This window comes from Elusimicrobiota bacterium (assembly GCA_026388155.1).
In the GTDB taxonomy this organism is placed as follows: domain Bacteria; phylum Elusimicrobiota; class Elusimicrobia; order Elusimicrobiales; family UBA9959; genus UBA9634.
The window spans coordinates 14,568-27,531 of record JAPLKI010000021.1 but is presented as its reverse complement, the minus strand read 5'-3'; the positions used below and the strand labels follow the sequence as shown (position 1 = coordinate 27,531).

At 50.0% G+C, this 12,964-nt stretch carries 9 protein-coding genes; 8 read left to right on the top strand and 1 reads right to left on the bottom strand.

The window, feature by feature from the left end; genetic code table 11:
- Positions 1-76: 76 nt before the first annotated feature.
- The 4 genes from dnaN (at position 77) to gyrA (ending at position 6,718) form a co-directional block, all read left to right on the top strand.
- Positions 77-1,195, top strand: coding sequence for a DNA polymerase III subunit beta (gene dnaN / locus NTX59_09720; protein MCX5785953.1), 1,119 nt, complete (start codon positions 77-79; stop codon positions 1,193-1,195).
- Between the two features lie 107 nt (positions 1,196-1,302).
- Positions 1,303-1,608 (top strand): DciA family protein, encoded by a 306-nt coding sequence (locus NTX59_09715; GenBank protein ID MCX5785952.1) that lies wholly within the window; start codon positions 1,303-1,305, stop codon positions 1,606-1,608.
- 48 nt (positions 1,609-1,656) lie between these two features.
- The gene (gene gyrB / locus NTX59_09710; protein ID MCX5785951.1) at positions 1,657-4,113 is read left to right on the top strand and encodes a DNA topoisomerase (ATP-hydrolyzing) subunit B; all 2,457 of its coding nucleotides are present in this window, start codon (positions 1,657-1,659) and stop codon (positions 4,111-4,113) included.
- A 94-nt stretch (positions 4,114-4,207) separates the two neighbouring features.
- Entirely contained in the window at positions 4,208-6,718 is a 2,511-nt protein-coding gene (gyrA, locus tag NTX59_09705; GenBank protein MCX5785950.1) for a DNA gyrase subunit A, read from the top strand.
- An 85-nt stretch (positions 6,719-6,803) separates the two neighbouring features.
- Here gyrA and NTX59_09700 read toward each other — a convergent pair whose 3' ends face one another.
- A complete protein-coding gene (locus NTX59_09700) occupies positions 6,804-7,214 on the bottom strand; it encodes an ACT domain-containing protein (protein MCX5785949.1) in 411 nt (136 codons plus the stop codon).
- Positions 7,215-7,314: 100 nt separating this feature from the next.
- Between NTX59_09700 and NTX59_09695 the strand changes: the two genes are divergently transcribed.
- From NTX59_09695 to NTX59_09680, 4 genes are all read left to right on the top strand, one after another.
- Positions 7,315-7,929, top strand: coding sequence for a hypothetical protein (locus NTX59_09695; GenBank protein ID MCX5785948.1), 615 nt, complete (start codon positions 7,315-7,317; stop codon positions 7,927-7,929).
- A 174-nt stretch (positions 7,930-8,103) separates the two neighbouring features.
- A complete protein-coding gene (gene nifU / locus NTX59_09690) occupies positions 8,104-8,937 on the top strand; it encodes a Fe-S cluster assembly protein NifU (GenBank protein MCX5785947.1) in 834 nt (277 codons plus the stop codon).
- Between the two features lie 200 nt (positions 8,938-9,137).
- The gene (gene nifS, locus NTX59_09685) at positions 9,138-10,346 is read left to right on the top strand and encodes a cysteine desulfurase NifS (protein MCX5785946.1); all 1,209 of its coding nucleotides are present in this window, start codon (positions 9,138-9,140) and stop codon (positions 10,344-10,346) included.
- 158 nt (positions 10,347-10,504) lie between these two features.
- Positions 10,505-12,619, top strand: coding sequence for an SLBB domain-containing protein (locus NTX59_09680; GenBank protein ID MCX5785945.1), 2,115 nt, complete (start codon positions 10,505-10,507; stop codon positions 12,617-12,619).
- Positions 12,620-12,964: the final 345 nt, after the last annotated feature.

Genomic DNA, 12,964 nt, shown 5'->3' with positions numbered 1-12,964 from the left:
AAATTGTGGATAATAAGCGTCAATATAACTAACAAAACTAACACTATCCACAGCTTCATTCTTATAGAGGAGTATTATGATGAAAATAAATACTACTAGAGAAACCTTGGTAAAGGGGATACAGACCATACAAGCCGGCGTTTCCTCAAAGACCGGCACTATACCTATATTACAGAATTTTCTGATGGAAACGGAGGAACAGGGCCTAAAGGTTGTTTTTACCGACCTTGAAATGGCTATAAAACACCATATAGAAGTTAATGTGAAAAACGAAGGCAGTATAACCATACCCATGAAAAAATTCATGGAAATAATACAAAACCTTGAAGGGGAGGCTGAGGTTAATATTTTAGTGGATGATTCCAATAAAATAGCCATTAACAGCGGGAAATCTAAATTTAAAATAAGCGGCGCGCCCAAAAACGATTATCCTGTTATACCGGATCTGGACGAAACAAATTCTTTTAAAATCCCAGCCGGAATATTGGCTGAAATGATAAGCGGCACCATATTCTCGGCTTCCACTGAGGATGACAGGCATTTTCTTAACGGCCTTTTATGGAAACACGAGAAAGGTCTTTTTTCCGTGGTGGCCACCGACGGAAGGAGGCTTGCTTTATCCTCAAGCGACAAAGTTAAAATAAAAAAAGACTTCAAGGTTATTGTCCCCTCTAAAATACTAGGTGAGCTTGTGAAATTTATAAAAAGCGCCGGGATAAACGAAAAAACCGAGGTTACAGTGGGCCTTTCTTCCAACCAGATAGGGTTTAAGGTTGAAAAAACAGTTTTTATTTCAAGGCTTGTGGAGGGTAATTTTCCGGCTTATGAACAGATAATACCAAAAACCAAAGAAATAACCATTGAATTGAACGCCGAAAAACTGCTGGCTATCACAAAAAGGGCCGCTATCTGCTCAAATGAAAGGAACGGTTCTGTTAAATATGTTTTTAAAAAAGGATTTTTATCGGTAAGTTCCGAATCGCAGAATATGAATTTTGAAGATGAACTTGACGTGGAATACAGCGGAAAAGATTTCCAGATAAATTTTAATCCCCGTTTCGTCATGGATGTTTTAAAAAGCGCCGGGGGAAAGAATATTATAATAGAATTTTCCACCCCCGCCACCCCGGCTTTAATGCGCGTCGCGGGAAGTGACTCTTTCGTTTATATTATCATGCCGCTCAGGACGCAATAAAAAAAAGAAGACAGAAGTCAGTATTCAGAATATTAAAAATTTTTTTCCTGCCATATTCCTTCTGACTACTGAATTATGTCTTCATGAGTTTTAATCCTTAATTTTATATGTTTTTAACCAGAAGAAGCTCCAATTGGACCAGGGCATCTGAAATAAAATCCTCCTGGAAATTTCTTGGCGGCATAGACCCGGATCGCCTGGTTATTCTTGACGCTGTTTGGAAAAAAGAGATTGGCCGGCTGGCGCAGCATTGCCGGCTTTTAGGGGTTAACAGGGGCTGGGTACTGGTAAAAGCGGATTCTTCCGTGATGTCAAACGAATTGCTTCTGCGCAGCCGGCAGCTGGTAAGAAGCCTTAACAGATATTTCAGGAGACCGTGGATAAAAGGCATAAAAACAGCCAACGAAATTTAGACCCGGCCGCAAAAAGACAGGGTACGCGGCGGAGAAGGAGTTCTTTTAATGAACAAAACAACCGATACTAAACCTGAAAGCTACGATTCCTCAAAAATACAAGTGCTGGAAGGGCTTGAAGCCGTAAGAAAACGGCCCGCCATGTATATAGGGTCCACCAGCGTGCAGGGGCTGCATCACCTTGTTTATGAAGTTGTTGACAACTCAATAGATGAAATTTTAGCCGGAGGCTGCAATAAAATAGAGGTTATTCTCAAAGATGAGAATATATGTTCCGTATCCGATAACGGACGCGGCATTCCGGTGGATCCGATGATGGACGTTAAAGACCCCAAACTTAAAGGGAAATCTGCCCTTGAAGTCGTTTTAACCGTGCTTCATGCCGGGGGTAAATTTGACAAAGGGGCGTATAAAGTTTCGGGAGGGCTTCACGGCGTGGGAGTGTCTGTTGTTAACGCGCTCAGCGAATGGATGGAGGTGCAGGTGCACCGTGACGGCAAGCTGTGGACGCAAACCTACGACAGGGGCCGGCCGCGGGCCGCCGTTAAAACCATAGGCCAGACCGAAGAGCACGGCACCACCGTGATCTTTAAGCCGGATACCCAGGTTTTCGGGGAAGCCATTTTTTCTTTTGACACCGTTTCCAACCGTCTGAGGGAGCTTGCCTTCTTGAACCCAGGCACCCGCATAACCATAATAGACGAGCGCGAAGATAAAAAACACACTTTCTTTTTTGAGGGGGGAATAAAACAGTTCGTTAAGTTCTTGAACACCAATAAAACCGTCCTTCACGAAGAACCTATTTTCAGCAGCAAGACCGAAGGTGATGTAATGCTTGACCTTGCCATACAGTATAACGGCGATTATTCAGAGAATGTTTATTCTTTTGTCAACAACATCAAAACCATAGAAGGCGGAACGCATGTGTCGGGGTTCAGGTCTTCGCTCACGCGCGCGATAAATAACTATATTAAAAAGTACGAGCTTACCAAAGACAAGGAATATTCCGTTACCGGCGACGATGTGCGCGAAGGGCTTGCCGTGGTTATTTCCGTTAAGATCCCCCAGCCGCAGTTCGAGGGCCAGACCAAAACCAAACTCGGCAACTCCGAGGTGGAAGGCATAGTAAATTCAATAGCGGGGGAAATGCTGTCCGTTTTTTTTGAAGAACATCCCTCCATTGCCAAAGCTATTTGCATGAAAGGCATCGGCGCGGCCGAGGCCAGGGAAGCCGCCCGCAAGGCCAAAGAACTCGCCCGCAGGAAAGGCTCTCTTTCAGACTCGGGCCTGCCCGGAAAACTTGCCGACTGCCAGGAGCGAGATCCGAAAAAATCCGAAATTTTCATAGTGGAGGGCGATTCCGCCGGCGGCAGCGCCAAGCAGGGGCGCGACCGCGTGTTCCAGGCGATACTGCCGCTAAGGGGAAAAATACTTAATGTTGAAAAATCCCAGCTTGTAAAGATCATTTCAAGCGAGCAGATACGCACCCTGATATCGGCCATAGGCACCGGCATTGGCGAGGGGGAGGACGGTTTTAATCTTGAAAAGCTCCGGTACCACAAAATAGTAATAATGGCCGACGCCGACGTGGACGGCCAGCACATAAGAACGCTCCTTCTTACTTTTTTCTACCGCCAGATGAGGCCGCTTATAGACGGCGGACATATCTACATTGCCCAGCCGCCTCTTTATAAAGTAAAAAAAGGAAAGTTCGAAAGCTATTTTGAAAATGAGGATAAACTGCAGAAATGGCTGCTTAAAGAGGCCGTTTCCGGAATAACCGTTAAGGCGAAAAACAAGAAACTGGACACAAAAGAGCTCAGCGACCTGCTGGAGCTGATCATTTCTCTTGAAAACACCCTGCGCAGGATGGAAGTTAAAAACCTCGGGTTAAAAGATTACCTTAAATTCGCCGCGGCGGAAAAAATTCCTCTTTACCGCATAGAGACCGGCCCGGAGGAATACCGGTATTTCTACGCCGAGGGAGACTGGCTTAAATACCAGAACGAGTACATCCAGTCCCGCAAAGCCGCCATGGCAAAAGAAGGCCCGGTTGATGAAATCTCGGACGAGGACCTGGGTCCGGAATTCCAGTCCATGGGGGAACTTGCAAGGATAAACAACCTGTCCCAAAAACTGAAGGCCCTGGGTTATGGCATTGAAAATTACTTCGTTGAGGAAGACAATAAAAAAGGGCCTTTTTTTGAAATAATGACCGATAAGGCTTCCTTTCCCGCCCCGGACCTTAAGCGGCTTCTTGAAAATGTTATGAAGATAGGTTCCGCCGGCGCAAACATCCAGCGCTATAAGGGCTTGGGCGAAATGAACCCCGGACAGCTTTGGGAAACCACCATGGACCCCTTCAAGCGCAAACTTTTAAAAGTTTCCCTTGAAGACCCGGCCGAGGCCGAAGCCATTTTTACCACCCTCATGGGAGACAAGGTTGAACCCAGGCGCTTGTTCATAGAGCAGAACGCCCTGGCGGCCAGGAATCTGGATATCTAGAGCTGAAGCGCTGAAGTCCTGAAGCTCTGAAGTAAAGAGCTTTTTTAAGCCTTCAGCGCTTCAGATCTTCAGCTCTACTTTAAGGAGCATTTAAATGACAGAACACAAGGATAAAGACAAGACGCCGGCGAACCCTGAAAACCTTTTTGTGAATATTGTAGACCGCGATATAAGCGAGGAGATGAAATCCTCCTATATAGAGTATTCCATGAGCGTTATCGTAGGGCGCGCTCTTCCCGATGTGCGCGACGGGTTAAAACCCGTCCACCGCCGCGTGCTTTATACCATGGAAGACATGGGCCTTCAGCACAATAAGCCCTTTAAAAAGTCGGCCCGCATAGTGGGCGATGTGATGGGAAAATACCACCCGCACGGCGACTCCGCCATTTACGACACGCTGGTCCGCATGGCGCAGGATTTTTCGCTTCGCTATCCCCTGGTGGACGGGCAGGGAAATTTTGGCTCGGTGGACGGCGACCCCGCGGCCGCCATGCGCTATACCGAGGCCCGGCTTTCCGGTATTGCGGGAGAATTGCTCGCCGATATAGAAAAAGAAACGGTAAAATTCACGCCCAACTACGACGGCTCCCTGACGGAGCCCAGCGTATTGCCCGCGAAACTCCCCAATCTGCTTATAAACGGCTCTTCCGGCATAGCGGTCGGCATGGCCACCAATATTCCCACTCATAATCTTTCCGAAGTCTGCGACGCCACCATGGCGGTGATAGAAAACCCAGATATTGAAGTCAAAGAGCTGATGAAAATAATCAAGGGGCCCGATTTTCCCACGGGCGGAATTATCCGCGGCCGCAAGGGCATAAAGGATTATTTTGAAACAGGCCGCGGCTCCATAAAAACCCAGGCCCGCGCCGAAATAGAGGAACTGAAAGGCAACAGGGAAGCCATCATAATAACCGAGATCCCCTACCAGGTCAACAAGGCGAACCTTATAGAGTCCATCGCCAACCTGGTAAAAGAAAAACGGATCCCCGATATCTCGGATATCCGCGACGAGTCCGACCGCCGCGGAATGCGCATATATGTCGAGGTGAAGCGTGACGGCAACGCCCAGGTGGTATTAAACCAGCTTTACAAGCACACCCAGATGGAAACGTCCTTCGGGGTCATAATGCTTGCCATCGTTGACGGCAGGCCCCGCGTGCTTGCGCTGAAAGAAGTAATACGGCATTATATCAGGCACCGCCAGCTTATGGTGGTGAACCGCACCAAGTACGACCTGAACAAAGCTCTTCGCCGCGCCCATATACTTGAAGGCTACCTGATAGCCATGCAGAACATCGACGCCGTGGTGGCGATAATAAAAAAGGCGAAAGACGCCCTTGACGCCAAACAGAAATTGATGGGCCAGTTCGCCCTCTCGGATATCCAGGCGCAGGCTATTCTTGATATGCGCCTGCACCAGCTCACCCGCCTTGAAGTGGGAGCTATCGAGGAAGAGCACAAGGCCCTTATGAAGCTTATCGGGGAACTGCGCGCGATACTCGCGGACCCCCGGAAAGTTCTGCAAATAATAATCGCCGAACTTAAAGAGATCAAGGAAAAATACGGCGACAAGCGCAAAACCGACATAACCGGCGAGGCGGCCGAGCTTGATATCGAGGACCTCATCCCTGAGGAAAAAGTCGTTATCACGCTCTCGCACGGCGGCTACATAAAGCGCATCCCTTCCGACACCTACAAAGTGCAGGGCCGCGGCGGCAAAGGCATTATCGGCTCCGAGGTCAGAGAGGAGGATTTTATCGAGAAACTCTTCGTCACCTCAAGCCACGCCACCATACTGATGTTCACAACGCGCGGAAAAGTTTACGCGCTCAAAGGCTACGAAATACCAGAGGGCAACCGCACCTCGCGCGGCAAGGCCATAGTGAACCTGCTTGAGGTGAAAGACGAGAAAGTAACCTCGGTGCTCGCCGTGGAGTCTTTTGAAGAGGCAAAGGGCGGGGAAAGATATATCGTGATGTGCACCCGCAAGGGCAATATAAAGAAGACGCCCATAAAAGACTTCGCGAACATCCGCCGCTCGGGCATTATAGCCATAGGTCTTGAAGACGGCGACATCCTTACAAGCGTGGGCTACACCGACGGCAAGTATGAAATTATAATCGGCACCAGGGGCGGCATGTCCATCCGCTTCAACGAGTCGGATGTGCGTTCCATGGGGCGCAACGCCATGGGCGTGCGCGGCATACGCCTTGACAAGGAAGATATAGTGGTAGGCATGGAAGTGGCCGAGCCTAAAACCAAAAAAACCCTTCTTACGGTGTGCGCCAACGGCTACGGCAAGCGCACCAAACTTGACGAGTACCGCAACCAGCACCGCGGCGGCTCCGGAGTTATCACCATTAAAGCCAACGACCGCAACGGCGCCGGGCTTGGAATCTACCTGGTGGAAGACGACGACCATCTGATGGTGATGACCGAAAAAGGCAAGATCATCCGCATGCCCTGCAAGGATATCCGCGCTATTTCCAGAAACACCCAGGGGGTGCGCCTGGTCCGGCTTGAAGAGGGGGATAAAATAGCCTCCGTCGAGCCGGTAATTGACGACGGAGAAGTTGAATCCACGGCCGAAGAGAAGAAGTAGGCAGAAGTTGAGAATGCAGCGTGTGAATCAGCAAAAAAACCGTCCGCCTTAGGCGGACGGTTTTACATTTCTTGCGCTTGGAAAGCTATTTTATATCCAGCTCAGCCTGCAGTATTTCCAGCGCCTTGTCGGCGTCTGAAACATTCAGCAGCAGCCGGGCGCTTACCCCGCCGACCGAGGTGCCGTAAACAGTGGTAATGTTTATGTTGTTTTCGCCAAGGAGCTTCGTAAGGCGCAGAAGCTGGCCCGGCTTGTCCGGCAGCTCCAGCGAGAGCATGGAAGTTTCTATGGTGGTAAAACCGGCATTTGTAAGCACATGGCTTACCTTGCGGTCCGCGTCAACGGCCACGCGCACAATGCCTGAATCATCGCGTATTTCGGAAGCTATGCCGATTACGTTTACCCCTTCCTTCGCGAACAGTTCCACGAATTTGCTTAAAGCGCCGGGGATATTGGGCAGAAACACGGTGTATTGCTTGACGGCTTTTACGGGCATAAATTTATGTTCTTCCTCTTCAAGATTTAAGATCAGCAGACAACCCGCAATCTTCTTACTGCATTGCAAGCCCTTAATCTAATTTAGTAAATTTTCACTGTTGGAGGCAATAAAATTTACGGAAAACACCGAAAAGACCGAAAAAACAATTCCCGCGCAGGCGGCGCGCGCGGTAGATACCGGATCCGGCGGGAAAAGAAGCCGTCTTGTAACTGTTACGGCTGTCTCAGCCATCGTAATAGGCGGCTTCCTCAGTGTATCATTTGCCAGGGCGAATTTTACGCTTATTTCCATGTTTTCCTCTCCCTCCTTCCAGCTTTCCATGGCGCACGCCACCGTGCCGGTGGAAATGCCGCCGGCGGCAGCTTTTCTTGTGCGGTATCCCCGCGGATTTTTCTTTTTTTCTCTGATAATGTGGCTTTCCGTTACGGCGCTGGGATTCGGAGTTTTGCGGCGCAGGCAATGGGGGCGCGACGGGTTTAACGTCCTGCTTTACCTTGGCGCGGCGGTTTTGTTTATACTCTTCATGTTCCCCGAACTGGTTGTGCCGAAGCCTTTTTTCTATCAGGGGATCTCGCTCGCGCCTGAATTTAACGCGGCGGTTAAAACCGTAAAATTATGGCTTCAGGGTTTCTGCGGCGCCGGGACGGCCCTGTTTTTCTGGCTGGCCAGAAAATTTGAAACCCAGGCCGTGCGAAACGAATTCAAAAGCTAAAAAGTGCAAATATTATTAAGAAAAACGGTTTCCCATTCCCGGCCTTCCCCGCGGCTCAAGCTCATTGAACGGGGCCTCAGTATTTAATAAAATCAATTATAAGGGCCGGAAGACTGAAGTTCGGGAAATTCTATTGTAAATCTTAAGCCTTCAGTCCGCAGCCTAAAGGCTAATATGTGGAATTATACCGAAAAGGTCTATGAATACTTCAGAAACCCCCGCAATGTGGGCGAGATAGAGAACCCCGACGCCGTGGGCGAGGTGGGCAGCATCATCTGCGGCGACGCCCTGAAACTTACCCTTAAAGTGGAAAAAGGCACCGAAAAGATACTTGACGCCAAATTTAAAACTTTCGGCTGCGCCAGCGCCATCGCCTCGTCCTCGGCCCTTACCGAAATGATAAAGGGCAAAACCCTTGCCGACGCCTCAAAAATAACCAACCAGCATATAGTCGAATTCCTCGGCGGACTTCCAAGCGAAAAAATGCATTGTTCCGTAATGGGCATGGAAGCGCTTGAGGCCGCCATCAAGAGCTACAAAGGCGGCAAACAGGAAAAAGTCATTATCGGCGCCGGCGAACGCATTGTATGCAAGTGTTTCAGCGTCACCGAGGCGAAAATTTTGAAGGCGATAAAAGAAAACAAACTGCATACCGTTGAGGAAGTCACCAATTTCACCAAGGCCGGAGGCGGCTGCCGCCAGTGCGTGGGCGAGATAGAAAAAATATTAAAAGACTACTGGGCCGAAGCCGAGCACAAGAGCTTTGAAAAAATGACCGTGGTGGAAAAGATCAAGATGCTTGAAAAAGTCCTGTCCGAGGATATAAACCCGAAGCTTAAGGCCGACGGCGGCTGGATAGAGCTGGTGGATGTGCGCGGCAAAACGGTTGTGCTGCGCTTCCTCGGCATGTGCGTCGGCTGTCCGTCTTCTTCGGCCACCCTGAAAAACGTGGTTGAAAAAGAATTCAGGGAAAGAATAGATCCCACGCTGGAAGTCGAAGCGCAATAGCGCTTCTACGCCATAAGAGCGCCGCGCTTGCCATAGGCCATAAGCCGGAAGGCTGCCATAAGCTTTACGCCGTATGCCATATGCTTTTTAGGAGTTTCCTTATAGCTTATGGCCTAAAGCATACGGCTTATGGCAACCTTTCTTCCTATGGCTTACGGCCTAAGGCGTATGGCAGTAGAAGATGATACGAATAGAATTTTATGGACAATGAAAAAGTGATTTATTTTGATAACAACGCCACCAGCCGCACTGCGCCGGAAGTAGAGCGGGAAATGCAGCCATTCTTCGGCGAGTTTTACGGCAACCCCTCAAGCATGCATTTTTTTGGCGGCGGGGTGCAGAAGTATCTCGACCAGGCACGCGAGCGTGTGGCCGCCCTTCTTGGTGCAATGCCTGAGGAAATAATATTTACCAGCTGCGGTACCGAGTCCGATTCCACAGCGCTTTGGTCCGCAGTTCGCGCCTTCCCGGATAAAAAACACATCATCATCACAAAAGTTGAACACCCGGCGGTGATGAATGTGGCAAAATTCCTTGAGAGCCAGGGTTGGCGCGTCACCTATCTGCCTGTGGACGAACACGGCAGGCTGAATTTAGAGGATTTAAAAATTGCGCTTACCCCCGACACCGCTTTGGTTTCCATAATGTGGGCAAATAACGAAACCGGTGTGGTTTTTCCGGTGGAAGAAGCGGCCCGCATAACTCACGCCAAAGGTGTTTTATTCCACACCGACGCCGTTCAGGCGGCCGGCAAACTGCCCATAAACCTCAAAGACGCCAAAATAGACATGCTTTCCATTTCGGGGCACAAATTGCACGCGCCAAAGGGGATAGGCGCGTTTTACCTCAAAAAAGGCTCGCGCTTCATGCCGTTCATGATGGGGGGCCATCAGGAGCACGGGCGCCGGGCAGGCACCGAAAATGTGCCCTACATAGTGGGCCTCGGCAAAGCGGCGGAACTGGCCGCCTCAAACCTTAAGAAAGAAAATACTTATGTTAAGGGCCTGCGCGACCGTCTTGAGCAGGGCCTCTCAAAAGCCATAAAAAACACCAAAATCAACGGCATCGGGGCCGAGCGCCTGCCCAATACGGTAAACATCAGCTTTGAATATGTGGAAGGCGAATCAATTTTAATAATGCTGAGCGAAAAGGGCATTTGCGCCTCGTCCGGCTCGGCCTGCACCTCCGGTTCGCTTGAGCCGTCGCATGTGATAAGGTCCATGAGTGTGCCGCAAACTTTCGCCCAAGGCTCAATAAGGTTCTCGCTCAGCGTTTACAATACCGAAGAAGAAGTGGATTTCGTGCTGAAAGAAATGCCGGCGATAATAGAACGCCTGCGCGCCATTTCGCCGTTCGCCGACGACAAGCCGCTGTTCGGAATGGACGCCTGCCAGATGCATAACCACTAGGAGGACAGAGGGGATAATTGGGTGCAGGGTGGTAGTTGTCGGGGAGATAAGAGTTTTTACTGGCCGAGCGCGGGGAATTGTTAATTGTTGGTTATTCTGTTGTCGGATTAGTGCGTAAAATTTGTAAGTTGTCTCGCGTTTTTACACATGGAGATCAAATGAAAAATGTCCTGGTTTTCTTTTTAGCCGTTTTAAGCTTTACCTTTCCTTGCCGGGCTTTTGCCTATAACCCCTTTATGTCCGACCAGGCTCAGGCGTCCGCCGCAACCGGGGCGTCTGCGCAATTTGGACAGTCGCTCGAAAAAACCATGGCCGCGCAGCCGTCCTCTCCGGCTGAGTTTGAAGAAACGCGGCTCGTCTTAAAACAGGAACCTGAAACCCCGTCAGCTTTTGAGGATTTTCTGGCCAAGTCATCTTCCGGAACTGCCGTAAAGCAATTTGGCTACTCGCTTTTCCGCAATCAGCCCACAGCTTTCGCCTCCGCCAAAAATGTGCCGGTAACGCCGGATTATATCGCGGGTCCCGGCGACGAAATAATAATTTCAGTCTGGGGCCGGATAGAAGGCCGCTGGGCTGTGGTAGTGGACAGGGACGGCAATATCTCTATCCCCAAAATCGGAATTATTTCCGTGGCCGGGCTTTCATTCGGAGAGCTTAAGGAGACGGTCAACAAGGAACTTTCCAAAAGCTACAGCGACTATAATCTCAATGTAACTTTCGGCTCGCTGCATTCCATAAGAATTTATGTGGTGGGCAACGCAAGGCGCCCGGGAGCCTATACCATTTCCTCGCTTTCAACGCTTGTAAACGCGCTTTTTGAAGCCGGCGGCCCGGATAAAAACGGCTCCATGCGCGAGATACAACTTAAACGCAGCGGCAAGACCGTAACCACGTTTGACCTCTACGACCTGCTGTTGAAAGGAGACAAGTCAAAGGACTCAAAACTCCTAAACGAGGATGTGGTTTTTATCCCGCCGGTAGGACCAATGGCCGCCGTTTCCGGCCAGGTCAAAACCCCGGCCATTTACGAACTTAAAGAGGGCACATGTCTGCTGGACCTTATAACCATGGCCGGAGGCTTTGACAATACCGCTTTTCGGGGCAGGGTGGCCATGCGGCGCATTTTCGACCATAAATTCCGCGATTTCCTTGAAAGCGGCTTGGGTGATTTGGAAAAAGACCCCGCAACCAACATAGTTCTGCAGGACGGTGACTCGGTAAGTGTTTTCCCCATAATTGAAGACGACAGCGCCGTGCAGGTGGCCGGGGCCGTGCCCTATCCCGGTAAATTCGGAATCCTCCAGGGGCGCACCACTATCAAAGACATTATAAAACTCGCCGGCGGCCTTATGTCTTATTCATCCGACCAGGCGGAGTTAACCCGCGTAGCCCTCTCAAGCGCCGGAGTAATTACCGAGCGCTTCAATATAAACCTTACCAAAGCGCTTACCGGCGCGGAGCTGGATAATTTCACACTTAAAGCCAACGATCACATAATGGTAAAACCCATTCCCGACTGGAAACTTTATAAAACCGTTACACTTGAAGGGGAATTTAACCACCCCGGCGTTTACACCGTAAAAAAAGGAGAGCTTCTTTCCTCCGTGCTTGAGCGCGCCGGCGGATTCACCGATAAAGCTTATACCAAAGGCGTGGTTTTTACGCGCGAAAGCGCCCGGCGCCAGCAGCAGCAGAACCTTGAAGAAATAGCCGCCCGGCTTGAGAAAGAGCTGTTTGTTGAGTCCTCCGTCAAAATGCAAACCGCTCTTTCCGCCGAAGATGTGCAGGGTAAACAGGCCGAAATGGAGGCCAAGAGAAAATTCATAGACTCCCTTAAAGGGCTTAGAGCCAGGGGCCGGGTGCAGATAAAAATTGCAACTATAAAGAGCCTTAAAAACTCAGACTACGACATAGAGCTTGAAGACGGCGATATGATAACCCTGCCGTCAAGATCCGGAGTGGTAAGCGCGGCCGGCGCCGTAATGTCGCAGGGCAGTTTTGTATACTCAGGCGGCAATTACACCGACTATATTGACATGGCCGGCGGCTACGCCGATTATGCCAACTCCGGCAAAACCTTCATCCTGAAGGCAGACGGTTCCGCCCGCAAGGCTAAACATTTCTTTTTCTTCAAGTCCCGTGTAGAACCCGGCGACACCATTGTAGTGCCCGAGAAATTCGACCGCATAGCCTGGCTGAGGGAAATCCGCGACTTCTCACAGATACTGATGAATGTCGCCCTAACCGCCGGAATAGTGATAAAGGTGTTCTAAGGTGAGTTGTTTGTTGCAGTCGGGGAAGTTTTAGGGTTGTCAATCAAGGCAGGAAAACAAAATATCCTGCCTCCGCAAACCGGGGTGGAACTATTTTGCGGCAGTGCGTATCAAGCTGTTAAGCCGCACAGCAGTTTCACTGTCCAATCGCCCAACTACCCAGCCGTTCCGCTGGTTCTTCGCCATAGCGGCGGGAATCGGCGCCAACCTGAAAAACCCCTGCAAATTATTTTATGTGCATGTCTTTGTGCAACGCCTTTTAAAACAGAAATAGGTATTGTCCGCCACGAATCTTTTAGTCAATGAATAAAGAAACCAGAGGTTTCCGCAGGCAATTCCCGGCTA